21 protein-coding genes and 1 other RNA gene are annotated in these 25,105 nt (G+C 43.5%); 11 read left to right on the plus strand and 11 right to left on the minus strand.

Going from position 1 to position 25,105, the window contains the following annotated elements; all coding sequences use genetic code 11:
* Nucleotides 1–88 precede the first annotated feature (88 nt).
* A complete protein-coding gene (locus ACTXGK_RS19750) occupies nucleotides 89–1,027 on the plus strand; it encodes an META domain-containing protein (protein ID WP_443516519.1) in 939 nt (312 codons plus the stop codon).
* 144 nt (nucleotides 1,028–1,171) lie between these two features.
* Here ACTXGK_RS19750 and ruvC read toward each other — a convergent pair whose 3' ends face one another.
* Nucleotides 1,172–1,756, minus strand: a complete 585-nt coding sequence (gene ruvC, locus ACTXGK_RS19755; RefSeq protein ID WP_071001968.1) for a crossover junction endodeoxyribonuclease RuvC — start codon at nucleotides 1,754–1,756, stop codon at nucleotides 1,172–1,174.
* Between the two features lie 153 nt (nucleotides 1,757–1,909).
* On the opposite strand from ruvC, the gene ACTXGK_RS19760 reads away from it, so the two are divergent.
* Nucleotides 1,910–2,506, plus strand: a complete 597-nt coding sequence (locus ACTXGK_RS19760; protein WP_443516521.1) for an FxsA family protein — start codon at nucleotides 1,910–1,912, stop codon at nucleotides 2,504–2,506.
* A gap of 113 nt (nucleotides 2,507–2,619) precedes the next feature.
* Here ACTXGK_RS19760 and ssrS read toward each other — a convergent pair.
* Nucleotides 2,620–2,815, minus strand: a non-coding RNA gene (ssrS, locus tag ACTXGK_RS19765) — 6S RNA.
* A 234-nt stretch (nucleotides 2,816–3,049) separates the two neighbouring features.
* On the opposite strand from ssrS, the gene gpmI reads away from it, so the two are divergent.
* Nucleotides 3,050–4,714, plus strand: a complete 1,665-nt coding sequence (gene gpmI, locus ACTXGK_RS19770; protein ID WP_443516522.1) for a 2,3-bisphosphoglycerate-independent phosphoglycerate mutase — start codon at nucleotides 3,050–3,052, stop codon at nucleotides 4,712–4,714.
* Nucleotides 4,715–4,945: 231 nt separating this feature from the next.
* Nucleotides 4,946–6,421: a S41 family peptidase gene (locus tag ACTXGK_RS19775; protein WP_443516524.1), complete on the plus strand. Its 1,476-nt coding sequence runs from the start codon at nucleotides 4,946–4,948 to the stop codon at nucleotides 6,419–6,421.
* 88 nt (nucleotides 6,422–6,509) lie between these two features.
* On the opposite strand, the gene ACTXGK_RS19780 is transcribed toward ACTXGK_RS19775, so the two are convergent.
* The 3 genes from ACTXGK_RS19780 to ACTXGK_RS19790 form a co-directional block, all read right to left on the minus strand.
* Complete coding sequence (locus ACTXGK_RS19780) at nucleotides 6,510–8,216, minus strand: sigma-54-dependent transcriptional regulator (protein ID WP_443516526.1); 1,707 nt, start codon at nucleotides 8,214–8,216, stop codon at nucleotides 6,510–6,512.
* Nucleotides 8,217–8,387: 171 nt separating this feature from the next.
* Nucleotides 8,388–10,154 carry a sensor histidine kinase gene (locus ACTXGK_RS19785; protein ID WP_443516528.1) on the minus strand — a complete coding sequence of 589 codons (1,767 nt, stop codon included), beginning with the start codon at nucleotides 10,152–10,154 and terminating at the stop codon, nucleotides 8,388–8,390.
* Nucleotides 10,155–10,190: 36 nt separating this feature from the next.
* Entirely contained in the window at nucleotides 10,191–10,826 is a 636-nt protein-coding gene (locus tag ACTXGK_RS19790) for a response regulator (protein ID WP_058025905.1), read from the minus strand.
* A gap of 415 nt (nucleotides 10,827–11,241) precedes the next feature.
* Here ACTXGK_RS19790 and ACTXGK_RS19795 point away from each other — a divergent pair, with 415 nt between their 5' ends.
* Together ACTXGK_RS19795 and ACTXGK_RS19800 are read left to right on the plus strand one after the other, a co-directional pair.
* Nucleotides 11,242–12,324 (plus strand): serine hydrolase, encoded by a 1,083-nt coding sequence (locus ACTXGK_RS19795; RefSeq protein WP_443516530.1) that lies wholly within the window; start codon nucleotides 11,242–11,244, stop codon nucleotides 12,322–12,324.
* Between the two features lie 87 nt (nucleotides 12,325–12,411).
* The gene (locus ACTXGK_RS19800; protein WP_443516532.1) at nucleotides 12,412–13,083 is read left to right on the plus strand and encodes a thiamine phosphate synthase; all 672 of its coding nucleotides are present in this window, start codon (nucleotides 12,412–12,414) and stop codon (nucleotides 13,081–13,083) included.
* A gap of 26 nt (nucleotides 13,084–13,109) precedes the next feature.
* Here the strand turns inward: ACTXGK_RS19800 and ACTXGK_RS19805 are convergent, their stop codons facing one another.
* Nucleotides 13,110–13,439 (minus strand): TraR/DksA family transcriptional regulator, encoded by a 330-nt coding sequence (locus ACTXGK_RS19805; RefSeq protein WP_058025902.1) that lies wholly within the window; start codon nucleotides 13,437–13,439, stop codon nucleotides 13,110–13,112.
* A gap of 442 nt (nucleotides 13,440–13,881) precedes the next feature.
* Here ACTXGK_RS19805 and ACTXGK_RS19810 point away from each other — a divergent pair, with 442 nt between their 5' ends.
* From ACTXGK_RS19810 to ruvB, 5 genes are all read left to right on the plus strand, one after another.
* The gene (locus tag ACTXGK_RS19810) at nucleotides 13,882–15,096 is read left to right on the plus strand and encodes a phosphoglycerate kinase (RefSeq protein ID WP_443516534.1); all 1,215 of its coding nucleotides are present in this window, start codon (nucleotides 13,882–13,884) and stop codon (nucleotides 15,094–15,096) included.
* A 254-nt stretch (nucleotides 15,097–15,350) separates the two neighbouring features.
* On the plus strand, nucleotides 15,351–15,737 hold the full coding sequence (locus ACTXGK_RS19815) for a hypothetical protein (protein WP_443516536.1): 387 nt from the start codon (nucleotides 15,351–15,353) through the stop codon (nucleotides 15,735–15,737).
* A gap of 399 nt (nucleotides 15,738–16,136) precedes the next feature.
* Nucleotides 16,137–17,174, plus strand: coding sequence for a class II fructose-bisphosphate aldolase (gene fba, locus ACTXGK_RS19820; RefSeq protein ID WP_443516537.1), 1,038 nt, complete (start codon nucleotides 16,137–16,139; stop codon nucleotides 17,172–17,174).
* A gap of 99 nt (nucleotides 17,175–17,273) precedes the next feature.
* Nucleotides 17,274–17,894, plus strand: a complete 621-nt coding sequence (gene ruvA / locus ACTXGK_RS19825; RefSeq protein ID WP_443516539.1) for a Holliday junction branch migration protein RuvA — start codon at nucleotides 17,274–17,276, stop codon at nucleotides 17,892–17,894.
* Nucleotides 17,895–18,073: 179 nt separating this feature from the next.
* A complete protein-coding gene (ruvB, locus tag ACTXGK_RS19830) occupies nucleotides 18,074–19,054 on the plus strand; it encodes a Holliday junction branch migration DNA helicase RuvB (RefSeq protein WP_058025939.1) in 981 nt (326 codons plus the stop codon).
* A 75-nt stretch (nucleotides 19,055–19,129) separates the two neighbouring features.
* Here the strand turns inward: ruvB and ACTXGK_RS19835 are convergent, their stop codons facing one another.
* The 5 genes from ACTXGK_RS19835 to ACTXGK_RS19855 all read right to left on the minus strand — a co-directional run bounded on the left by ACTXGK_RS19835 (nucleotide 19,130) and on the right by ACTXGK_RS19855 (nucleotide 25,054).
* Entirely contained in the window at nucleotides 19,130–20,557 is a 1,428-nt protein-coding gene (locus ACTXGK_RS19835) for an FAD-binding oxidoreductase (protein WP_443516540.1), read from the minus strand.
* Nucleotides 20,558–20,653: 96 nt separating this feature from the next.
* Complete coding sequence (locus tag ACTXGK_RS19840) at nucleotides 20,654–22,312, minus strand: ABC1 kinase family protein (protein WP_443516541.1); 1,659 nt, start codon at nucleotides 22,310–22,312, stop codon at nucleotides 20,654–20,656.
* A 118-nt stretch (nucleotides 22,313–22,430) separates the two neighbouring features.
* Complete coding sequence (locus ACTXGK_RS19845) at nucleotides 22,431–23,135, minus strand: ubiquinone biosynthesis accessory factor UbiJ (protein ID WP_443516543.1); 705 nt, start codon at nucleotides 23,133–23,135, stop codon at nucleotides 22,431–22,433.
* 80 nt (nucleotides 23,136–23,215) lie between these two features.
* On the minus strand, nucleotides 23,216–24,265 hold the full coding sequence (gene ubiE / locus ACTXGK_RS19850; protein WP_443516544.1) for a bifunctional demethylmenaquinone methyltransferase/2-methoxy-6-polyprenyl-1,4-benzoquinol methylase UbiE: 1,050 nt from the start codon (nucleotides 24,263–24,265) through the stop codon (nucleotides 23,216–23,218).
* A gap of 84 nt (nucleotides 24,266–24,349) precedes the next feature.
* Nucleotides 24,350–25,054, minus strand: coding sequence for an FFLEELY motif protein (locus ACTXGK_RS19855; protein WP_443516546.1), 705 nt, complete (start codon nucleotides 25,052–25,054; stop codon nucleotides 24,350–24,352).
* Nucleotides 25,055–25,105: the final 51 nt, after the last annotated feature.

A 25,105-nucleotide genomic window follows, 5' to 3' on the forward strand; every position in this document is an offset into this window, starting at 1 on the left:
AATATTTCTTCAGAATATGCAAGACCAGCAAGTATATAGAAATAAGTAATCGAGAAAATTGAGATACGCTTACTAAGAGGTTCGTAATATGGTAGGTAGAGCCAAAAAATCAGCACTGACAACGTTTTTATTGCCCAGTATAGTGGCGGCAAGCTTGATGCTGAGCGCTTGTCAAAAAGAAGACGCTTCTAATGAAAACGAGATATCAGACACATCTGACATTAGTGAAACCACAGACGCATTATCTAGCGCAAACCTTTTAACAGATAACGAGCCAGCAATGGATAAACCTGGCTCGACTAAATTAAGTGCTGAAGAAAAGCTCATAACCACCTTATCCCGTCATCGCTGGACATTAATGAGTGCAACGGATGCCAATGAAAAGCCTATGCCTGAGTTTGCGGATATCAATAGTCAGGTAACTTTAGTGTTCAATCAAGACACACTCAGCTACAGCGTTGGCTGCAATATGGTGAGCGCTGCTTATGAGCTACAGGGACATGCTTTGAGCACTGAGGAGGTCATGAGCACCAAAATGTCTTGCAGCGATCTTGATATGGTAGAAAACACATTAAATACATTAATGCTCGGCAGCAGTGAATTAAAAATGGAGCAAGGTGAAAATCCAGTATTGACCCAATTTACTGACGACGATGTGACTTTGGTTTGGAGTGGTAAACTCACACCTCAAGCGAAATATAACAGTAAGGGCGAGACGTTATTTTGGGCAGTGAATGCCAAAGAAGTCAATTGTGATATGAATGGTGAAAAGCAGTGTCTCCAAGTTAGGCCTGTCACTTACAACGACCAAGGTGTCAAAGTTCGTGAAGGGAAGTGGAGAGTATTTGCAGGAGAGATAGATGGTTACCAGCATGATGGTATGCACGAAGAAGTACTACGACTACAGCGCTACCGATTAGAGAATAACGAATTAATAGAAGCAGATGAGACAACAGAAAATGATACTGATGATGAAAAGTATGCATATGTACTTGACGCTGTCATTGAAAGTTCAGTGGTAGAGTAGCCCGCTATAATTTCGTCTTTTAAATGATAAAAGTGACAGGACTTATACTCATAAAAAAACACGCGTCCAATGGCGCGTGTTTTTTATTGTCTCACTATTTTAATGTTTATTTTTTTTAAAGCTTGTCTGCTTTAACGCTTATCTTTAACGCAAGTTACCCAAATCTTCCTCGGTCAAACGCCAACGACCTTTTTTCTTAGAGCCACCGCGTCCTCGCATAGAGCTATTAAGTAGTATTTTATTCATAGAATGGCTGGAGTGTGCATGACAAATCGCACAGGCAAGACCATCGGCTGCATCCTGCTGTGGTACGACTTCTAACTGTAGTATGCGGCAAACCATCTCCTGTACTTGCTCTTTAGCAGCAGCACCATAGCCGCACACGGCTTGTTTGATCTGCCGAGCAGTATACTCTGATACTTCTAAATCCAAGGCGACCATCGCTGCAATCGCTGCGCCTCGTGCTTGCCCAAGCTTGAGTGCAGAATCAGGGTTTTCTGCCATAAAGACTTGTTCGATAGCTGTATAAATAGGCTCGTCAGCATATTTTAAGTGATGCTGTGTGATGCGGGTCAATCCATTAAAAATACGCTTGAGGCGTTCAGGCATCTCTTTGGTATCTGTGCGAATCGTGCCTGCATCGATATAAGTGAGCTTATCACCCGTCTGCTGGACTATCCCATAACCCGTCATGCGTGACCCTGGGTCGATCCCGATAATAATTGCCATAGTATTCCGTCTTGCTTACATTTTGTTTTATGGCTTAAAAATCAGCCGTAAGTTTGATAGTATAGCAACCAATCCCCATATACATCATATGTTAGCCATTTTAATTTGCATGGCGCTCAATTTATTGGTTTTTATTTTATAGGACGACACTTTATGGGTCAGATAGTTGGTATAGCCATCGTTTGGTTTATTATCGAGATGCTACTGTGGTATTTACTTGCTCAATTCATGAGCGGCTGGTGGGTATTCATGTGGTTTATTGTCGCAGCAGTGATCGGTATTTCTCTTGTGCGTAAAGGTATGGCTTCTTTGAATCCAATGGCTCAGCAGATGAAAGCAGGTGGTATGATGAACCCTGCAATGCGTCCACCAGAGTCCACCATGATTAAGAGCATTGCCATGGCAGTCGCTGGTATTTTGCTACTTATTCCAGGTGTGCTGAGTGATGTGCTCGCGCTACTCGTGATCTTGCCACCAGTACAAAAGAAACTCAAAGACTTTGCCAATAACTATGTCATGAACAATCAGCAAAAAATGATGGAAATGATGGCAAAACAGATGGGTGGTCAAATGGGCGGCGGCCAAAACCCATTCGGTGGCGCAGGCGGTATGAATAACCAAAATCCATTTGGTCAACAACAGCAAAACCCGTTTGGGGACGTATTCAAACAGCATACGACTGTTGATGGTACGGCCAAAAACATTCCTAAAGATGTGAAGAAAATTACCAAATCTGCTAATGATGAGTAACAGTGATTTAGTCATTCATTAGGCATAAAAAAAGCCCCTTTCGTCATTAACGAAAGGGGCTTTTTAGTGGCAGTAAATACACTAATTATAAAGAACATATTTACAAACCGAATGAAACAACCGAAGTGCCGCTGTAAGATGGTGACCCATGAACCGTGAAGTTCAGGGCGGATGCGTCATCATCTCTGCAGGTTTCCTGATACACTGCAAGCAGTGCAGGCATACACAATGAGACGATAGGTACCACATCCTGGTAAAGCATTATCGGCTCAGGGAATAAACATCTACTAGCCAACACTTCAGAATAGATTCATCTTAACCAATGAGATGAATGATTGCAAGTATGATTTACAGATTGATACGCAGTATTGTTACCTGATATCTGTGATAGGTTTCTAGCTTTTGATAACGATACAAACCTCATCATTTTTTAGTGAAAAATTGTCAGTTTTTCAGCTATTTTAAGATATGTGTTAATATAGAGGGCTTTCCATACCCTAACACAGCATTAAAGGCGTTCATTCACTCGAGGAGCGGTAATATATGACCAGTACCCAGCAAGCATCAAAATCTATTGACGACAATCAGGCGCAGCAGCTCAGCAGTAAACAAGAAGACGGCGCACAGAATAAAAAAACGCCGCATGTCTTAATGATATTAGACGGCTTCGGTCATCGTGAAGAAGATAAAGATAACGCCATTGCTGCGGCAGACATGCCAAATCTAGATAGAATTTACCAAGAATACCCTCATGGACTGATTTCTGCTTCAGGAGAAGATGTAGGTCTGCCAGATGGTCAGTTTGGTAACTCAGAAGTTGGTCACATGAATTTGGGTGCTGGCCGTGTTCTTTATCAAGACTCGACTCGCATCTCAAGTGAGCTTGCCAATCGCGAATTTTACAAAAACGAAGCATTGGTTGACGCAGTAAAAGCGGCTAATGAGCTTGGCGGTAATGTACATATTATGGGTCTGCTTTCTGATGGCGGTGTTCACTCACATCAAGACCATATCGAGGGCATGTGCCATTCAGCATTGGTTCATGGCGCTAAGAATGTCTTTATCCATTGCTTTTTAGACGGCCGTGATACCCCGCCTAAATCCGCTGATAAGTATATCAATCGTTTGCGTGATTACATTGATAAGCTTAATGCTCATTATGAAGGTGGGCGTGTACAGATTGCTAGCATCATCGGTCGCTACTATGCGATGGACCGAGACAACCGCTGGGACCGCGTACAAAAAGCTTATGAGTTGATTACTGAAGGTAAAGCAGATCGCTTGTCGACACGTGCGGATGGTGCTGTCCAAGCGGCTTATAAGGCACGTGAGACTGACGAATTTATTAGTCCGACGACTGTCATCGGACGTGATGAAGTGCCTTATACCGTCGAAGACAATGATGCGCTGATCTTTATGAATTTCCGTGCCGACCGTGCTCGTGAGCTTGCTCAAGCGTTTGTCTTACCTGATCATGAGTTTTCAGGATTTGCTCGTCAAAAGCAGCCAAAACTTGCCGCATTTGTGATGTTGACCAAATACTCAGACGTTTTGGCGGACAATGCAAAAACCAGCATCGCTTACTATCCAACGTCTTTGGCCAATACCTTGGGAGAATATCTGCAGGATCAAGGCAAAACCCAGCTACGTATCGCGGAAACTGAGAAATATGCGCATGTGACGTTTTTCTTTAGCGGTGGCCGTGAAGAAGAGTATAAAGGCGAAACACGTATTTTGGTGCCATCGCCAGATGTCGCAACTTATGACTTAAAGCCTGAAATGAGCGCGCCTGAAGTGACGGATAAGTTGGTAGAAGCGATTGAGTCTGGCAAATATGATGTGCTGGTCGTCAATTATGCCAACGGGGACATGGTAGGGCATACAGGTATCTTTGACGCTGCGGTACAAGCTGTAGAAGCCTTGGATATCTGTGTGGGCCGTGTCGAGTCGGCAGTAAAAGCTGCTGGCGGTGATATGCTTATTACGGCTGACCACGGTAACTGCGAGCAAATGCAAGACTACGAAAGTGGTCAAGTACATACTCAGCATACGACAGAGCATGTACCGCTGATTTACGTAGGCGCACAAAAACTACAGGTACGTCGTGGCGGTAAGCTCAGTGATGTGGCACCGACTATTTTGGCACTAATGAATGTTGATGCACCCACTGAAATGACTGGTGAGAGTTTATTGGTTTCAGCATCGTAAGCCAGTTGTCTCAAATTATCCGTACATCGGATAATCTGTAAAGACATGGCTCATCAGATGAATGATATAAATTAGAAAAGGGAGGGGTAGCTATTACCTTTCCCTTTTTTATGATGCATTTTGCTTGATGATTTGCAAAACTGCCCTAGTTTGAGAGAGGCCTTTGGTGTTAACTTATACGGTAATACATAACAATAACTTTATACATTCTATTATTTAAATGAGTTTTTTATGCATCCTATCTCTTTTGTGTGCTCATCTTTGTCTAAACAATTAGAACAACGAGTGATGAAGTCGTCGCTATCGACCATTATGTCCAAACCCGTATTATTCAAGTTTATAGGCTTTAAGCCCACTTTAGCAATAGGTTTACTTGGATTATGTCTTGTCAGTATGGACGCGCAAGCAGCAGTGACCTCAGCCGATGATGCTAGTCCTACATCAAGCCTACAGCTTATCAGTTTGAATGCCGATGAGATAATGGCTGAAGATGACACTGAGATGCTGAATGCTGCAGACGAATCAGATGATTCAATAGACAGTATGCCGGACGAGAGTGCGTTAATAGACGATGATGACAATATCGATACCAGTATTCCATCAGAGGTTGCGCAAGTATCATTGAATGCAATTTCTCCTGAGACATTAAAAACCTTTGTTGCTGTTGTTGATTTAGTGCGCCGTCAGTATGTTGACGCGGTCAATGATGAGGAGTTATTTAATAATGCAATGAGTGGCATGCTAACTAAGCTTGATAGCCATGCTGAGTTTTTGGATGCGGAGGCCTATGAAAACCTACGCGCTTTCACCGAAGGGGACGTAGGTGATATCGGTATCCAAGTGACTTATCAGCCAGAGGTGGGCTATTGGGTCATCACAGAAGTTATCGATGATTCGCCTGCAGATAAAAAAGGCATCGCAGTGGGAGATTATTTACACCAAGTTGGTGAATTCAAACTTGACGAAAATCGGCAAAGTAATGACGTTGAGCAGCTATTAACAGGGATTGCTGGCACCCAAGTAGATATCATCACTTCTAAAGCGGGTCGCCGCAAGCACACGACGACGTTACAGCGGAATAATAGTCACCCTCAAATTGTCGAGACAAAACTCGTCGATGGCATTGCGATTGTTAAACTACCTGCGTTCCAGAACAATAGCCGTGAAAAGCTGTTGGAAGGTTTGATTAATTTAGATGCACCTATCTCAGGCATTCTACTAGATATGCGTGACAATCCGGGCGGTGTTCTTACATCGGCGGTGAGCGTTGCCAGTTTATTCATGAATGGTACCGATGTGGTACAAGTACAAGCACGTCAAGACAAATCGCGCGTACTAACGACCCAAGGGGATGCAATACTTAAGCCTCTGCCTATGGTTGTTTTACAAAATCGCTACTCGGCATCCGCGGCAGAGGTTTTGGCCAGTAGTTTACAGGCACAAAAACGCGCTACTATCATCGGCGAAGTGAGCTATGGTAAAGGCTCAGTACAGTCAGTCATACCACTCAATGACGAGCAAGCAGTCAAGTTGACAGTAGCTAATTATATGACCGCATCAGGCAGACAGATCGACGGCATCGGTGTTGAGCCTGACATTACTTTGTCAGGAAGTGAGAGCTCATGGGAGCAGCAGGCGCTGGATTTACTAAAACCCCGCGCGCTCGATTCCGGCATCCGCTTCATTCGAAAGGCTACTGCAAATTAATATATTGTTGATAGACTAAAACTTAACAACATACCGTCAGACAGCTATTGAATCTCTGAAATAAAAATTCAATGGCCCGATAGAAGACCTACTCAGATTGGTCTTCTGCAATTTCTAACTTTTTCATACGATAACGTAATGAGCGAAAAGTCGTTCCAAGTAGTTCTGCTGCTTGGGTTTTATTCCAGCCAGTCTGTTTGAGGGCTGTGATAATTAATTGCTTTTCTTGTTCTTGTAGATAATGCTCCAACCCTTGGGCTGGCAATTGACCATCAAGCGGTTCTTGCAGGCTCGTAATGTCATTCTCTTTTGGTTGAGTAGAACGATTGAACGGTGCTTCCTCATTCGTATAACTTGGGCTGGTTGATGGTTCTGTATGATTAGGTACTGAGCGCTGTATCATTGAAGGGTAGTGTTGGGTATTAGTACGATAAGGGTGCAAGTTAGTTGTTTCTTGCTTGTGCTTTACAGCCGTTATCTCACTGTCAGATTGAAGAGCCTGTTCACGGTTTTCTGTGGCTTTAGACATTGTTTGCGTGGTTGGTTGAGATTGGTTTTGCTCATTTGCGTAATGGTTAGATGGTTGCGCATTGCTGTGAGTTTGTGTGTTTTCAAAATCGAGTTCAACATCAGGTAGGCCTAAATGACTGATATCAATGTCCGAAGTCTCCGCCAACGTTACTGCACGCTCAAGTAAATTACGTAGTTCACGAACGTTACCGGCAAAGTCATGGCGCTGCAAACGCTCGCTGGCTTCACGTGTTAGAGACGGTGGCACGTCTAACTGCCATTCAGCAGTAATCATAGCTAAAAAGTGCTCTGCTAATACAGGGATGTCATCACGTCGATCATTCAATGTCGGTAGCTTAAGCTCAATCACATTGATACGATAATACAAATCTTGTCGAAACGCACCATCCTGTACCAAGCGGCTCAAATCTTTATGAGTAGCGGATAAAATGCGGATGTCTACTGGTACTTCTTTGGTGTCACCAATGGCCCTCACGGTCTTTTCTTGGATGGCACGTAATAGCTTAACCTGCATGGCTAATGGTAAGTCTGCCACCTCATCTAAAAATAAGGTACCGCCATTGGCTTGCTGAAACAATCCCTGCTTGTCAGCCACAGCCCCTGTAAAACTGCCTTTTTTATGACCAAAAAACTCTGACTCCATCAGCTCAGAAGGTATTGCACCGCAGTTCACTGGTACAAAGCTGCCATCTCGTCTCGGACTTAAATCATGAATCAGTCTAGCGACGACCTCTTTACCTGTACCAGACGCACCAGATAAAAAAACAGGCGCTTGTGAGCGTGCCAATTTTAGTATGGTGTTTTTAAGAGGGTGCATGACCGCAGAATCACCGATTAGCCTAGCGTCCAGCATTTTTTGCTCAGGTGAGGATTCAGGTGTGGCTTGTGCCTCATTATCTTGATGAATAACCTTTAGAGCGTTTTCTACCAATTGACGTAATCTTGGTAGCTCAAGTGGTTTATTGACAAAATCAAAAGCACCAAGCTTCAGTGCTTCAATGGCCAGATCCATACTTCCATGAGCAGTGATGACAGCTATCGGCGTATGCGAGCTGTTGCTGATTTCTTTGACCAGCTCCAACCCTGAGCCGTCAGGTAGTTTCAAGTCAGTGAGACAAAAATCATAAGTATTGTCTTGCCAGTATGATCTTGCTTGCGCCAAAGTATAGGCTACATCACTTTTGATGCCCATCTTGGTCAAAGTGATTTGCATCAATCGGCATAGATCCACTTCGTCATCAACGACTAGCGCGTTTGTTGTCATACATTATCTCGTCAAATTCAATGGCTACAAAGTATTAATAGCTAGGTCTAAATAGGGGTCAGCTTCTTTTACAAAGAAATGTGTAAATCAATCATGTATGGTGTCTTTTAGCTACCAATATGTAATGTTCAAACATTTGTGATTAGATAGTGTTTTGATTTATATCTAGGATTAATAAAGATTTTCTTCAACGGCTTGAAAGATATTTTCAGAGTCAATAGCAGGCGAAATTAAACGAAAACAGGTTTTTTCATGTTCAGGAATATAGAGCAAACGTGCCTGATTGGCTTCACAAAAGGCTTGCGATAAATATAGTCCTAAGCCGGTGCCAGCTTTGTCTGTTGTAAAAAATGGATTAAACAAATGTTTTAAATCTTCAGTCTTAATACCATCGCCATCATCTAATATATCAATTATAACATCGTTGTCTGCACAGTAAATCTCGATTTCTACATAAGCATGAGGGTGGCTATAACTACTATAACGCAAGCCATTGTTGATCAAGTTAATCAAAATTTGTTCTAACTGGTGAGGATCAAATGATATGATTGGTTGGGTTTTTACACGTAGAAAAATGTCGTGCCCTTGAAAATAGTTATCCAAAAATGCTGGCATCCACTCAGCCAAAACAATGGCTTGCTGAGAGGCCGCTTGCTGGCGAGACAGTTTTAAAATATCTTCAATAATACGGTTGACGCGTTTGGTTTGCGAAAATATCATTTCATAGAGCTCATGATTGCCCGTCATATCGATATTTGATGCATTTGCCAATGCATTGTCGTTTGCCTCAATTTCGGTCAAGTCTTCCATCAGTAGTTGGCTGGCTTGTGAGATAGCGGCTAGAGGATTTCTAATTTCATGAGCAATACTGGCAGTGAGTTGCCCTAACGATGCCAGTTTTAATTGTTGGGCGCTGGCCTGCTCACGGCGTAAGTCTTCTAATAGGATTAATTTGCTATCATCTTTTAGCGGGATGATTTGTACGCGTAGCTTACCAAATATCGAAGCGTTTGCCACCTCAGGCACATCGTACGTAAACGTACGCGATTGTCCTGTAGCGACTGACAAGCAAGCTTGGAGTAGCTGAGAATGCTGTTTGCTAAGTTGTTGTTTAAAGTTAGATAGAATGGCATGAGGCGTATCGCCTCTCATTTCTTTTATATCAGTTGAAGTGCTAGATGCACGCAACGATGAATCTTGTGTGATACTGAGCAGTTGGTGGGCTGCTAGATTTGCAAGGACGATATCCTGTTTATCGATGACAATCACACCATTGACCATTTGTGTAATCACTTCTTGATTGATGACATTAAGTCGTTCAACCTCTTTGGCATGACTTTGTGCTACTTTCTCAAGCTGTACCAAACGTTGTGAGATAGACCAACTCAAACCACCTACTGCTAAGAAGCTTGCTGACATCAGCAAAGCATCGCCTAAATTGGCCAAATTCATGCTATTGGCAATGGCATAAAAGAACTGCTGATAGATAACAAAAATAATAGCCAGTAAGGTGATAACTAGCGCTTGTGAACCATTCAATAGCATAAAGCTAGCGGCGACAACGACCATATAGAGCATGGTCAATTGTAAGTCCGGCTCACCTGCTGTATACAGCAATAAGCTTAATATAATAACGTCTAATACTAGCCCAAACGCTAGCTGTCGGCGCATCTGCTTTGTGACAACATAAAATAACCCGAGCAAAATTAAGCTCAGCATTACATAAAAACTCAGGGCTGTCTGCTGCAAAAAACTGGGGAGAGACGCGCTATCACCAGTGCGTGCAGATATATATATCATCAGCATAGAAAATATACTGACGACAAAGCGATAACTGCTATAAATAATGCCTAGTCTGCGCAGCTGCGGCAAAGGAAGCGTATCATCGTGGTGTAAATAGCGACTGATGACAGAAATGATGGTGGGAGCAGGTTTCATAAATTGACCATGATGACAAATGAGATACTAAGCAACTTATGGTTGAATCAAACCATGGCGAATGGCCAAATGCGTTAATTTTACATCACTATCAACGCCAACTTTTTCGTAAATACGGTAGCGATAGGTGTTGATGGTTTTGACGCTAACAAATAATTGGTCAGCAATCTGCTGCGGGCTTTGACAATTGACAACCATCATAGCCACTTGCTTTTCTCTATCACTTAACAAATCAAAAGGCGAGCTGGCATTGTCAGACAATAAGACGTCCGCCAATTGTTCAGCAACGTCTTGGCTAAAATAACGACCACCTTGATAGATTTTTTTGACCGCGCGTATCATCTCATCAAGTGGCGTGCCTTTCGTGATATAACCATTCACACCAGCTTTGATGAGCATTGAGGGATAGGGCTGTGCAGACATACTACTAACCGCTAAAATCTTGATACCCATATCGAGCTGAATCAAGCGTTTGGTCGCTTCAAGACCACCAATATTAGGCATATTGACATCTAGCAATACCACGTCAGGACGTAACTGCTTGGCCTGCTTGATTGCCATATCACCACTATCTGCTTCGCCCACTACTTCGATATCGGGGCTGTCTGACAACATACGGCTAATACCCATCCGTACTAAATCATGATCATCGACCACCAACACTTTAATCATAACCATACTCTTTATCGTTTGTCAGAATGAATGTCTTTATAAGGATTAAATAACAGAAAAAACAAAGTTAACATAAGCCGTTTTTTGATTTTAAATACATAGGATACGGCTAATGTGCTGTATCAATATCTTCATTTAATATAATAAAGTACAAAGAATCATAACATTCTAAGTTAAGTTATATTGCTGTATTGTTAATCAGTGTTTCTAAAATATAAATCAGTTGTATCAAAGTTTGAATGAAGCTAAAAAAAACCATTAAATCAGTTTGATAGATTAAACTTAAATGTAAACCATGATACACTAAAAATACAAAAGCTCTATGTGAGTACTTACAAACACATCTATAAACGCTACGTACGTTTTTGGCGTCAGGCAGTATGTAACTGGCGTGATAGCGACAGCAGGAGGCATAATGAAGCAACTACCATTAACCAAACAGCAATTGATCGCTGCTATGATTTCATTGAGTTTGGGCAGTGTTGCACAAGCCGCACTTACGATTAATGGTAGCACTGAGACAGCTTCGAGTGCACGCTTGAGTTGGGGCGGTGCTGATAGTTTGTCTGAAGCGCGTAACATCATGTACAAGTCTAATGGCTCTGCTATCAAAAAAGTCGACAATGGCTATGGTACGACCAATATCACGAATAGCAACAGTTTTGCTAGCAGTAACAATACCAATAGTGCGCGTTATAACACAACTTATCGCGGTGCATTTGGTAGCAGTGACATGATCCCAATCAGTACGGACTCGCGCAGCGTTGCCGTGATTGATGCTGAAACAGGCGAATCTATCTACGAAAAAGACGCCGATATTGCACGTCCTATGGCCAGCATTACCAAAATAATGACAGCTATGGTTGTGCTAGATGCAGGTCTTGATATGCGTGAAGAAATCACGCTTGATCCAGAAGACTTTGTCGGGCCTAAGCGCGCCAGCTCACGCCTAAAATCAGGCGATCGTATGAACCGTGCCGAGATGCTATTGATGGCTTTGATGAAGTCTGAAAACCCAGCCGCAAAGAGCTTGGCACGTAACTACCCAGGCGGCTATAATGCCTTTATCCGTGCGATGAACAGAAAAGCACAAGATCTAGGTATGACTACGGCATTTTTTGGTGATCCAACGGGTCTTGATAAGCGTAACGTCGCCTCATCGAATGATTTGGTAAAAATGGTGCGTGCGGCTGGTAACTACGATGTGATTCGTCGCTTCTCTACCACCAAGAGCTATGATTTCTTTGTTTCAAACTACTCAAGTGGTAACCGTACTTATAAAGCCAACAATACTAGTAGCTTGGTTCGTGCAGGTGATTACCCAATCGGTATCTCAAAAACAGGTTTTATCAACGAAGCTGGGCGCTGTGTTGTGATGGAAACGCGAGTCAATAACCGCCCTGCAATTATCGTTATCTTAGGGGCAAACAGCTCAGCAACACGTTGGGGCGATGCTAAAAACATTCTAAACAGCTTAGCGACACGTCGTACCGTATAGACACGCTGTTTTAAATATATAAAAAAGGCTGTTATATCATATAACAGCCTTTTTATTGTGTTGAGTTTAAGATTAAGGATCTGCACTATGAACCAATCATCAATCTCATCTGCGATACCCAAGCTATATTTGCTGACCAATGATGATGAATTTGAATTGTTATACCAAAAGTTAGATGCCGCCTTATCGACAGGACTGATTGCATTGCTGCAGATTCGGCGCAAGCAAACGCTTAGTCTGCCAGATGGTCATATAACGCTTTATGAAGAAGCCAAACAGATTGTTAAGCTGGCCAAAGCACATGACGTTCCAGTCGTTATGAATGATAATATTGCACTAGCAGCCAAGCTTGGTATTGGTGTGCACCTTGGGCAAGGAGATGGCAAAATTGGTGATGCTTTGCAGTCTCTTGAGTCGACTAAAATAATTGGTCGAACTTGCCATGGGAATATTGAATTAGTCAGAGAGGCAAAAGATGATGGTGCAAGCTACGCTGCGATGGGTGCCATATTTGCATCTACCACAAAGCCGTATGCTGACATTATCTCGCGTCAGAACCTAATTGAAGGCTGTCAACAAGACATACCTATATGTGTGATAGGCGGATTGACTGCAGAAAATGTTTCAGAGCTGGCAGGCATACCAATTGCGCTTGTGGCGGTAGTAGGCGATATTATGGATTTACCTGTAGAAAAAATCACCGAGCGTTGCTATCAATGGCAGCAGGCATTTTTTAAATGGAAAACACCTGCTGTATAAAATGTGTTCTATATAAAATTTATTAGCTATTCAGCATGTTCCATGCATAGAGTAGCGTAGGGCAGCGCTTCTAAACGTTGCTCTTCGATTGGCTCACCGCAGACCTCGCACTCGCCATAAGTACCGTTTTCAATCCGACTTAAGGCATTTTCGACATAGATTAGGCTCTGACGCGCTTCGCTCATTAAATTTTTGCGCATATCATTTTGACGATAGGATATAGCCTGATCTTCCCAGTGCTCATTGAGATCATCTTGTGGGTTTTGGATATGATCTTCGATTTTGTCAATGCGAGACTCGTACTCATCTTTTAGTTTTAATAGATTTTGCTTGGCAGTGTCTAAGTCGATACTCATTGTGTTCTCCTAAAAAGTTATTGTTATTGTCAACGCTTCTATCATAAAGAGCCTGACTGCTGAGTACCACCACGAAATGTTACTGTTTATTGAATGAGTTCAAAGCTAGCAGTTACAACCGTTTCCTATCAATGCTGGAGTAAAATTACTCATTCAATATTTTCATGTTTTTAAAAATCGTGAAAGTTTGCTTGTGAGCATCTCATAGAAAACTGATAGAATACACCGCCACTGATTTCTACTCACTTATCTGTTCCAGTAACTTGGTTTGATAGTGAGTATAAAGACTCAGTGATAAAGATATAAAAAGATAACGAGAGTGCGCTCTAATAAGGCTCATTATTAGAGCGCACATCGTAGATGATAGTTAAAAAATTATCAGTCATATCAATCATGATAGTAATCGTAAATTAATAGATATATTGATGCATAGGAGCAGGTAATGAATTTTTTGCGTATGAGCGAGCTGAACTTAACCGATAAAGTGGTATTGATCCGAGAAGATTTAAATGTCCCTATTAAAGATGGTAAAGTCACGAGTGCTGCTCGCTTACAAGCAAGTCTACCTACTATTGAGATGGCGCTAGAGAAGGGTGCCGCTGTTATTGTTTGTTCACATCTGGGGCGACCAACAGAAGGCAATCCTGAGTCTATTTATTCATTGGCACCAGTTGCTGATTATTTGACAGACAAACTGGGCTCGCAACTAGCGTCACCAGTGCGCCTGAATAATGATTACCTGATTCAAGGCGCTGCTGTAAAATCTGGCGAAGTAGTACTGTTAGAGAATGTACGCTTCAATGATGGTGAAAAAAAGAATGATGCGACATTAGCGAAGAAGTATGCTGATCTGTGTGATGTCTTTGTTATGGATGCTTTTGGTACGGCTCACCGTGCACAGGCATCGACAGAAGGCGTTACGCAAGCAATGCGTCAAGCAGGTAAAGCCGTATGCGCAGGACCTTTATTAGCAGCGGAGCTCGATGCTTTGAGCCTAGCGCTTGAAACACCAGCGCAGCCTATGCTTGCCATCGTTGGCGGCTCAAAAGTTTCTACTAAGTTAGAAGTGCTACACAGTTTGGCTGAAGTATGTACACAGATTATCGTTGGTGGCGGTATTGCGAATACTTTCTTAGCGGCGCAAGGACATAGTGTGGGCGCGTCGCTATACGAAGCAGATTTGATCGATACTGCGCGCGATATCATGACCAAGACTGAGATATTACTGCCTGAGTATGTGGTCGTTGCTGATAAAGACGACATCGATTTTGCTGACTTTACTGGTTCATTGCAAAAGGCAGTCGCAACGATTAAGTCAGTTGATGCCATTGGCGAAAAGGACATGATATTGGATATCGCGCCAGAAAGCGCAAAGCAACTTGCTGATGCTATTATTCATGCAAAAACGATCTTGTGGAATGGTCCAGTGGGTGTTTTTGAAGTTGATGCTTTTGGTCAAGGAACGCAAATACTAGCAACAGCTGTAAGAGACAGCGACGGTTTTTCAATTGCGGGTGGCGGTGATACCTTGGCGGCTATTGATAAATATCAAGTCGCTGATGGCGTCAGTTATATGTCAACAGGCGGTGGTGCATTTTTAGAATTTGTAGAAGGTAAAGTGCTCCCAGCAGTTGCTGCGTTACAAATTAACGCCTAACTAATTAACGTTACTCAGTATTTTCGTAACACTAGACGTACAACTAATAGTAAACATCTAAGGTAGTCTGTGAAAATAATATTTTGACTTTCATTTGGCTTATTTATATTGGTATAGCTAAAATTTATAGTCATTGATTATTAAGCAGTAATTATTTGTTTCTACACTGAAAATTATTATTGCATGTCTCATTCGTACTCTATAAAATAGCGCGACCATGTATCTTGACATGCATTATTTACGAGAGGTTTATTATGTTAAAACGTCATTTGTTACTTGCTAGCATACTTGCTGGTACTTTTGCAGTTACTGCATGTAGCCAACAAACAGAAGATAACACTGAAGCTGCTGTTGAGTCAGCTGGCGATGATGCTGCTGCAAACGCTGATGCTGCTGCTGCCGAAACAGACGCTGCTGCTGCTGAAGCTGAAGTTGCTGCTCAAAATGCTGGTGCTGAAGTTGCTGAAAGTGCAGACACTGCTGGTGCAGCTGCAACAGACGCTCTAGAGAACACTGGTGATGCTATCGCTGAAGGTACTAACACAGCAGTTGAAAATACCGCTGAAGCAGTTGCTGACGGTGCCAATGCTGTTGCTGATGGTGCTAACGATGTTGCAGTTGATGCAGAGCAACAGTACTAAGCTACGCAATAACTAAGCGATATAATGGCTGAAATTTTTGAATACTATACATTGTAAGTCATTCATTATAATAGCCATTGCTTTATAAGCCTCGAAATATTAAAAAAGCCTTGGTGATTGCCAAGGCTTTTTGCGTTCTGTGCTATGAGTATAATAGATAAGATGGTTCAGTTGTCGTAGACATCAATAAGAGAAAGAGACTGATTAGACTGACAAATAGTCAGGCAACCGCTACGAAGACAGCACAATTTTTGCTATAATCACCGCGTGATAATCATATCGCAAATGAGTCAGACTTTGACTGATATATATACAGTCAGTATGGTCGAGCAGATAGCGGAATGATTGTTACAAAGCTGCATTTAAAATACTATTCAAAATCCAATCAGAGAGCGTCTTATGGCCCTAATATCCTTACGTCAACTTCTAGATCATGCCGCTGAACACAACTACGGTGTTCCTGCCTTTAACGTCAATAACTTAGAGCAAATGCGCGCAATCATGATGGCTGCGGATGCTTGTGATTCACCTGTTATTGTTCAAGCCAGTGCGGGCGCACGTAATTATGCAGGGTCGGCATTTTTGCGTCATTTGATTATTGCTGCTATCGAAGAATGGCCACATATTCCAGTGGTTATGCATCAAGATCACGGTATGTCACCAGCTATCTGCCAGCGCTCGATTCAGCTTGGTTTCTCATCTGTCATGATGGACGGCTCACTTGGTGAAGATGGCAAAACGCCAATGGATTATGATTACAATGCCAGCGTCACGCGTGAAGTAGTCAAAATGGCACATGCGTGCGGTGTGTCTGTAGAAGGCGAAATCGGTTGCTTAGGTAGCCTTGAGACTGGTATGGCAGGCGAAGAAGATGGTTCTGGCGCAGAAGGCGTATTAGATCACGAGCAGCTTTTGACCAGTGCTGATGAAGCTGAGCAATTTGTCAAAGACACTAATGTTGATGCGCTAGCAATTGCTATCGGTACGAGCCATGGTGCTTATAAATTTACGCGTCCACCGACAGGCGATATTTTATCGATTGAGCGTGTAAAAGAGATTCATGCCCGTATTCCTAATACGCATCTTGTCATGCATGGTTCTTCATCAGTGCCGCAAGAGTGGCTAAAAGTCATCAATGAAAACGGCGGTGATATTGGCGAAACTTATGGTGTGCCCGTTGAGCAGATCGTAGAAGCAATCAAGCATGGTGTGCGTAAAGTAAATATCGATACCGATCTGCGTCTAGCATCAACAGGCGCTATCCGTGAGTTCTTGACAAATAATCCAAGCGAATTCGATCCACGTAAATACTTTAAAGCGTCTATGGTCGCGATGTCAGACATCTGCACCAATCGTTTTAAAGCATTTGGTTCAGCAGGTCAAGCGCATAAAATTCGTCCAATTAGCCTCGAAGGCATGGTCGATTTTTACCAATAAGGCTAGGCGTATATAAGCAATAGACTATGCTAGTGAAAGATGGTCTTGCATAATAAATGGCAGCTGATTTAACTTTATAATAACCAACAGAGGTGAGTGATGATTGGATTGATTACCGGACAGGTGCAATATTTAATGGCGCCAACGGCCTGTATCATGACAACCTCTGGTGTGGGTTATGATATCGAGCTGCCATTACCATCGTTTTGTCAATTACAACTCAATGAGCAGGCGAGTATTTGGACACATTTTCATGTACGTGAAGATGCGCAACTGCTCTATGGTTTTATTGACCGTAAAGAGCGCGATGTCTTTCGCCAATTGATTAAGATCAATGGCGTTGGGGCAAAAATGGCATTGGCAATGCTGTCTGCGATGTCAGCGGCTGAGCTAAAAATGCATGTTGAGCAAGAGTCGGAAACGGCACTAACTCGTATCCCCGGTATTGGTAAAAAGACGGCTCAACGTTTACTTATCGAACTCAAAGACAAGCTGAAAAATATCGAAGTGGACAGCGGTTCATTTGAGCTCATGCCTCAGCAAACCGCCGTTTCTCACGAAGGCAGTATCATTGCTGAGGTAGAAGGAGCGCTGATTAGCTTGGGCTACAAAGAAAAAGAAGCTCAGCTAGCCATTAAGGCGGCTAAAAGTAAGGGTGATACCTTTGCAGACACTCAGGGCTTGTTAAAAGCGACCTTACAGCAGTTGTCTGGTTTTTAAGCTCACGTTCCAAAGTTATCTATCGATAATAACAAAATAGTGCATTTAACAGATAAGCGACATTGAGTGTCGCTTATTTTCGTTTTGGCGCCTATTTAAGGATGTTTTGCATGACTTATGCGTAGCGTTTGGTTATGCTATTTATTACCTAATTTTTTAATATAATGATAAATTCTATGATGCAAGATCGCTTAATTAATCCGCTAGAAGGTGCGAACGACGCTCCTGACGCTAATATCCGACCAGCATTATTGGCTGAGTATATTGGTCAGCCAGTGGTGCGTGAGCAAATGGAAGTTTTTATTGGAGCAGCGAGGGGCCGTGATGAAGCCTTAGACCACACGCTGATATTCGGTCCACCCGGTTTAGGTAAGACAACCCTTGCCAATATTATCGCGCGCGAGATGGGTGGTAATCTACGCTCTACTTCAGGCCCTGTGCTTGAGCGCCCAGGTGATCTAGCTGCTATGCTGACCAATCTGGAAGCGGGTGATGTGCTGTTTATTGATGAGATTCATCGTTTGAGCTCGGTCATTGAAGAGATACTCTATCCAGCGATGGAAGATTTTCAGCTGGATATTATGATTGGTGAAGGGCCTGCCGCACGTTCTATCAAGCTTGATCTACCTCCTTTTACATTGGTTGCAGCAACCACGAGAGCTGGGCTATTGACCTCACCGTTGCGTGATCGTTTTGGTATCGTACAGCGTCTTGAGTTTTATAATATTGCTGATCTCACAACGATTGTCAGTCGAGCAGCACGTCTGATGCGTGTACCAATGAGTGAGGATGGTGCGATTGAGATTGCTCGCCGTGCACGCGGTACACCAAGGATTGCTAACCGCCTATTACGCCGTGTGCGCGATTATGCTGAGGTAAAAGGCGATGGTAGTATTAATGGTGCGATTGCAGGTAGTGCGCTAGACATGTTGGCAGTGGATAGACGTGGTCTCGATCATCTGGATAGACGCTATATAGAGATATTACACGAGCGTTTTGATGGTGGTCCTGCTGGGGTGGAAGCCGTGGCAGCTGCAATGGCAGAAGATAGAGGTACGCTTGAGGACGTGATTGAACCTTATCTTATTCAACAAGGATATGTCCTGCGTACCGCTCGTGGACGGGTACTGACACAGATGGCAATTGATCAAATGCTATAAAGATAAATATTAAAAAATCGCCTACTTTTGATTGAAAGTAGGCGATTTTTTTTGGCTATAGCTTTAATAAAACCATTAGGAAGGAGATAAAGGCTCAGGCCATATTTTTCCTGGGTTTAAAATATTTTTGGGATCAAGTGCTGACTTGATGGCTCGCATGAGCATTAATGCGTTACCATGCTCTTGCTCCATATATTTTTGTTTGCCTTGCCCGATGCCGTGTTCGCCCGTACAAGTGCCATCCATCTCAATAGCGCGTGTGGCTAAGCGTCCGATAATGTCTTCAGCGGTGGCGACTTCTTCAGGATTGTCTGCATCGACCAAGAGTAAGACATGGAAATTACCATCACCCACATGACCGACGATAGGTCCAATCATACCAGCATCTTCGATATCTTTTGCCGTCTCACTGACGCACTCAGCAAGTCGTGATATAGGCACGCAGGCATCAGTCGATAACGCGCTGGCATCAGGTCTGAGAGCGGAGCTAGCATGATAGGCATTGTGCCTCGCTTGCCACAGTCGTTTGCGCTCAGCTTCATTAGTATCCCAAGCAAAATCACGACCACCAAATTCTTCGATGATATCGTTAAAGAGCTTGGCTTGCTCAGCAACACCTGCGTCTGTGCCATGAAATTCGACAAATAACGTTGGTGTCTCAGTTAGACTGAGGTTGTCATATTGATTGCATGCTTTTATTTGCATCGCGTCAAGTAGTTCAATACGAGCAATAGGTAAGCACATCTGAATAGTCAGCATCACTGCCTGACAAGCATCTTCGATGGTCGAAAAATGACAAATACCACTACCTATGCATTCGCTAATGCCAAACAGTTTCAGCGTGATTTCAGTGACGATACCAAGTGTCCCTTCCGAGCCTATCATCAGTCGTGTTAGATCATAGCCTGCGGCAGATTTTTTGGCTCGCGTGCCTGTTCTTACGATATCACCACTTGCGGTCACCACTTCTAGTGCGAGTACCACATCTTTCATAGTGCCATAACGCACCGCATTTGTACCTGAGGCGCGAGTGGCGACCATACCACCGATACTGGCATTGGCGCCGGGGTCTATCGGAAAAAACAGCCCTGTATCGCGCAGATAATGGTTTAGTTGCTCACGCGTCACACCAGGCTGAACGGTAACGGTCAAATCTTCGTTATGAACCTGCAAAATGGCATCCATCGCGTGCATGTCTATGCATAACCCGCCATAAGGTGCATTGAGTTGGCCTTCCAAAGACGAACCAATGCCAAATGCGATTACTGGCATCTGATACTGATTACAAATCTCGACCGCCGCTGCTACTTCCTGTTTGTCCTGTACCGTTAATACTGCGTCTGGTGGCTGATTAGTCAGCCACGTCATTGTATGGCCATGCTGCTCACGCACTGTTGAATTCACACTCAATTGTTTGCCAAAACGTTCCTGTAAGGCTGTAATAGCCAGACTATGGTCTGGCTTGATAGTGTTATGAGTCTGTGACAATGGTAGTGATGACATGATGAATCCTATAAATAATGCGACTATTTGGCATTAAGTTAGCATATTCAATATCCATTTGATATGCTTTGATGACAGACATTTGTTTTATATCAATTAAGCTAGGATACGCCACACAACGACTAAAACAGCTAACAAATAAAACAATGGCGCAAACCAGCCTACTTGAGTAGCGATAGCAATAAAAATAGCAAATCCTGCCAATGCCAACCAGTCGCGGCGACGGTCGTTGAGCATATCAGCACGAATTTGTTGTATTTCACGCAGTTGGCTGTCTTGCCGTGATCCTTGTGAGGCGAGGCTTTGTAGCCCTTGATCCAGTAGCTTGGGAATATCAGTGGTAGACAGTAGTATTTCAGGTAATTGCTGGCGTAGCTGTTGTAAATTGCGCATCGGGTCTAACTGTTCTTTAATCCAGCTACTCAAGATTGGTTTGGCAAGTGACCAGATATCAAGATCAGGATATAAGTCACGACCGAGCCCCTCTACATGTACCAAGGTTTTGAGCAAAAGCATGAGCTGCGGCGGGATACTCATATGATGCCTGCGAGCAATGTCTAAAATCTGCATCAGCACACCAGCAAAATCGATATCATTGATTGATTTTTGTAGCATGGGGCCTACGGTGCGTTTCATATCACGCATTAGGGCATGCTTATCAGCATTTGGTGGTATCCAACCTGCACGGCTAACGATGTCAACGACCGCGGTAAAGTTGTTATTCATGACCGCTAGTAGCATTCGTGCCACGATAAGCTGATCATCTTTTGACAGGGTACCCATGATGGCGCAATCAAGCCCGATATAGCGTGGCTGATGACCCAAATCAACCGCTGCCATATCTGCATGCAATGTTTTGACAGGTGGCGTCTCAACAAACACATTGCCCGGATGCATATCGGCATGAAAAAAGTTATCACGGAAGACTTGGGTAAAAAATATCGTCAAGCCTTTCTCTGCCAGCGCGGCACGGTCATAACCCAGCTGATCAAATACCTCAACTTGTGAGATAGGAACCCCTTGGATACGCTCCATGACCATCACGTTTTTGGCAGCATCATAGACTTCAGGTACATACATCAATGCTGAACCCAAGAAGTTGTTGCGCATCTGGGTGGTATTGTCCGCCTCAAGTGTCAAATCCAGCTCATTGAGCATCACTTGTCGATAGTCTTCGACAATATCGATGATATGAACAGCACGCGCCGCCTCGATACGTGCCGATGCCCAACTTGCCAGTTCTCGTAGCAATTCAAAATCAGAGACAATCACAGTACGAATATCAGGACGCACGACTTTTACGACGACTTCACGTCCGTCATGCAAGGCCGCCGTATGGACTTGTGCAATAGACGCTGCTGCTAGTGGCTTTATGTCGAAACGAGCAAACAGTGTGTCAATAGGCTGCCCAAGACCCTGTTTTGGGTGCTGAATTTGGGCGATAGCAATATCAGCATCGAAAGGTTTAACTTTATCCTGTAGCTGTACTAATTGAGCAATAATCTCAGGCGGTACCAAGTCGCGACGCGTTGAGAGCAGTTGGCCTAATTTTAGGAATAGCGTACCCATATCTTCAAGCGCGTACTTGATCCCATTTGGCTGATGCTTTTTACCCCATGCTGCTGGATGCGTACGAATTAATCGTGCTAAAGGTTGCAGCTGCGGCGTTTCTTCGACAGATAAATGGGTATCAAGTCGATAAGTTGCGGCGATACGCCAAAGCTCAAGTAGACGGGTGCGGTGAGATAGTAGCATGGGGTTGGGTACTCTGGACAAAAACGAAAATAGGGTAGGCGCTATACGTCATTATAGACAATGCTATCAGTAATAGCGTGTGCTCATCATTGATAAGATGAGCTACTAATAAAACAAACTACTGATGAAAAGAATTGTTAAGGAAACGTGCTTTCTCTTCTTTGATAGCAGCAAGCTTGGCCTCTTCACGTTCAACATCAGCACGCAACTTTAGAATCTGCTGTTTGAGATCGTTGACTTCAGCGACCTCAATAGGGTCAGGCGCGCTATTGCCTGCCACATCATTGGCCCAATCGCTGACATCGTCAAATGCACGTTTGGCACTATGACGCCAGCTGCCTTTAAGCTGAGAGATAAGAAGATGTAATTGGCTAGCCATTGGTTTGCCGATCAATGGCTCAAGCTGTCCAGCCAAATCAGGATCGAAGCCAGCAACCAGCTGTTTGAGCTGCATCAGTACTTTGTAATCGCCCGCGATTGGTAAGTTACCCTCCGCGCCGCGCATCAGATTGAGTAGCTGTGCTGGATTATCGACTGTGATGGTACAGTCCGGACGGCTGTGACCAAAACGGGCACGCTCCATACTGGCTTTTTGGCGCTCACTCATCTGACCACTTGGCTCAAATACGCTGTCTGTTGTGACTGGCTCAAAACGCAACCGCTCATGAGTGAACAATACGTCCAAATCGATGTCAGGCATTCCCATATTGAGACGCAATACTTTACCAGCAAGCGGCGCTAACCCTGCCTTGGTAATCTCGTCACTCGCAATGGCAATATTAATCAGCTTTTCGGCACCAGCCAATAGTAAGACAGTCAGCATAAGGCTCTCGCATCATTAAGTGAGCGCCTTTGAGTCAGCGCATAGTATGTTGGGTTCAATATGGTATTGCTAATTGTACTTTATGCTTTAAAACCACGATGTACAGCGACAATGCCAGCAGTCAGGTTATGGTAATCACAGTTCTCAAATCCTGCTTGTTGCATCATCTGTTTGAGCGTCTGCTGATCAGGATGCATACGAATCGACTCAGCCAAATATTGATAGCTTTCAGAATCATTAGCAATCAGTTTGCCCATCACTGGCAGTGCAGTAAATGAATACAAGTCATATGCTTTAGATAATGGCTCAAACACGGGCTTTGAGAATTCTAAAATCAATAAGCGACCACCCGGCTTTAGGACACGGTACATCGCGCGCAGCGCTGCATCTTTGTCGGTGACATTACGTAAACCAAAGCTGATGGTGACCAAATCAAAGCTGTTGTCATCAAATGGTGCCAAGGTTTCAGCATTTGCCAGTACAAAATCAACGTTATTGCAGCCAGCATTGATTAAGCGCTCGCGGCCCACTTCTAGCATGGCAGCATTGATATCAGATAATACAACATGGCCATTTCTACCGACTTCACGGCTGAATACTTTAGCTAAGTCGCCTGTACCGCCCGCGATATCTAGTACATGCTGACCGGCACGAACCCCTGATAGGCTAATGGCGTAGCGCTTCCATAGACGATGAATACCAAATGACATGAGATCATTCATGATGTCATATTTTTTGGCGACGGAGGTGAATACATCAGCCACACGTGCTTGCTTTTCGGCTTTGTTGACCGTCTTATAACCAAAGTGGGTTTGCTCGTTACCATCAGTTTCAGGCGTATGTGGGTTATTGATATCATCACGCTGATTGAAGAGCGCTTGCCTTTCTGTGCGTACTGAAGTATCCGTACTGGTTGGTTTTTCGGTATTTAGCATAGTCGTTTGTTGGCCTTGTGGCGTTCCAGTTGGTAGGTCTTGGACTTTGGTAAAGTCATTATTGCTATCATCTCTATTAGATGCAGCGGTCTGCGCGCGTAATATTTGCGCGCTGATCTTTTGGTTATGATCGATACTGTCTTTTACCAATTTGTCTTGCAAATGAGCGTTGTTATTACTTGAAGTGTCGGTCATCACATTATCCTAAGGTTTGTTTTTATTAGGCTATGTATAGCCTGAGATATGACAAGAATTAATTAGCTATTTAGCGTATTGATTCTATGATACACCAAACCCTACTGGCTTACCGTCATTATGTACTTCATCAACAATGAGCAGTTCACGTTCACAAAATGGTTCAATAAAACTGCTTACGCTACTTAAAGGTTTCATAGCTTTGAAGCCTGCGTCAATGAAATCATAAAGTGGCTGGTAATTGCTGCGATAAGCAGCACCTTTTGCCAATGCAAAGGCCTTTTTGAGCATAAAGGTATTTAAGTGTTTGTCAGTGCGGTAACAAACGTCTTTTAGGTTGGCAATCTGTACTCGACGTTCAGCTTCCTCATCAACCGCACGGTAGGCAGCTAGCATGTTGTCTGCGTTCACTGGCAAGTCTTGATTGAGTAACCACTCAGCCAAATGTAGATCTAGCTCAATGGCCAAAATTGCTGCTTGAATACCCATACTACCAGCTTCTAATGCAGACTCTTTGGCAAGACGCTCTAATTTTTTGGCTTTTGGCAGGATACGGGCCAGTTGTTTTGCTAATATCTCGAACTCATCACCACCATATAGTTTCGTTAAAAAATAATCTGCCATTAGCTGGTTTTTGGGTTGTTCAAACAGTGCACGATGGGTGTGACGGATACGTACTTGTTGCCATGTTTGTACTTCGTTGAGCTTGGCTCTCAATACTTCATTTTCATGGTGAGGCAGAGCCCAAAAACGTGTCAAATGCTGTTGCAAGTCGGCTAAAGCGGTCATGGCAGTAAATCCTATAATAAAAATAGATAATATTGAAAATTTGAGGCAGCG

This window comes from Psychrobacter sp. T6-5 (assembly GCF_052258485.2).
GTDB lineage: Bacteria > Pseudomonadota > Gammaproteobacteria > Pseudomonadales > Moraxellaceae > Psychrobacter.

Coding starts and splice junctions, on each gene's coding strand:
- ACTXGK_RS19750 (WP_443516519.1), top strand. CDS start 89: ATGGTAGGTAGAGCCAAAAAATCAGCACTGACAACGTTTTTATTGCCC.
- ruvC (WP_071001968.1), bottom strand. CDS start 1,756: ATGGCAATTATTATCGGGATCGACCCAGGGTCACGCATGACGGGTTAT.
- ACTXGK_RS19760 (WP_443516521.1), top strand. CDS start 1,910: ATGGGTCAGATAGTTGGTATAGCCATCGTTTGGTTTATTATCGAGATG.
- gpmI (WP_443516522.1), top strand. CDS start 3,050: ATGACCAGTACCCAGCAAGCATCAAAATCTATTGACGACAATCAGGCG.
- ACTXGK_RS19775 (WP_443516524.1), top strand. CDS start 4,946: ATGCATCCTATCTCTTTTGTGTGCTCATCTTTGTCTAAACAATTAGAA.
- ACTXGK_RS19780 (WP_443516526.1), bottom strand. CDS start 8,216: ATGACAACAAACGCGCTAGTCGTTGATGACGAAGTGGATCTATGCCGA.
- ACTXGK_RS19785 (WP_443516528.1), bottom strand. CDS start 10,154: ATGAAACCTGCTCCCACCATCATTTCTGTCATCAGTCGCTATTTACAC.
- ACTXGK_RS19790 (WP_058025905.1), bottom strand. CDS start 10,826: ATGATTAAAGTGTTGGTGGTCGATGATCATGATTTAGTACGGATGGGT.
- ACTXGK_RS19795 (WP_443516530.1), top strand. CDS start 11,242: ATGAAGCAACTACCATTAACCAAACAGCAATTGATCGCTGCTATGATT.
- ACTXGK_RS19800 (WP_443516532.1), top strand. CDS start 12,412: ATGAACCAATCATCAATCTCATCTGCGATACCCAAGCTATATTTGCTG.
- ACTXGK_RS19805 (WP_058025902.1), bottom strand. CDS start 13,439: ATGAGTATCGACTTAGACACTGCCAAGCAAAATCTATTAAAACTAAAA.
- ACTXGK_RS19810 (WP_443516534.1), top strand. CDS start 13,882: ATGAATTTTTTGCGTATGAGCGAGCTGAACTTAACCGATAAAGTGGTA.
- ACTXGK_RS19815 (WP_443516536.1), top strand. CDS start 15,351: ATGTTAAAACGTCATTTGTTACTTGCTAGCATACTTGCTGGTACTTTT.
- fba (WP_443516537.1), top strand. CDS start 16,137: ATGGCCCTAATATCCTTACGTCAACTTCTAGATCATGCCGCTGAACAC.
- ruvA (WP_443516539.1), top strand. CDS start 17,274: ATGATTGGATTGATTACCGGACAGGTGCAATATTTAATGGCGCCAACG.
- ruvB (WP_058025939.1), top strand. CDS start 18,074: ATGCAAGATCGCTTAATTAATCCGCTAGAAGGTGCGAACGACGCTCCT.
- ACTXGK_RS19835 (WP_443516540.1), bottom strand. CDS start 20,557: ATGTCATCACTACCATTGTCACAGACTCATAACACTATCAAGCCAGAC.
- ACTXGK_RS19840 (WP_443516541.1), bottom strand. CDS start 22,312: ATGCTACTATCTCACCGCACCCGTCTACTTGAGCTTTGGCGTATCGCC.
- ACTXGK_RS19845 (WP_443516543.1), bottom strand. CDS start 23,135: ATGCTGACTGTCTTACTATTGGCTGGTGCCGAAAAGCTGATTAATATT.
- ubiE (WP_443516544.1), bottom strand. CDS start 24,265: ATGACCGACACTTCAAGTAATAACAACGCTCATTTGCAAGACAAATTG.
- ACTXGK_RS19855 (WP_443516546.1), bottom strand. CDS start 25,054: ATGACCGCTTTAGCCGACTTGCAACAGCATTTGACACGTTTTTGGGCT.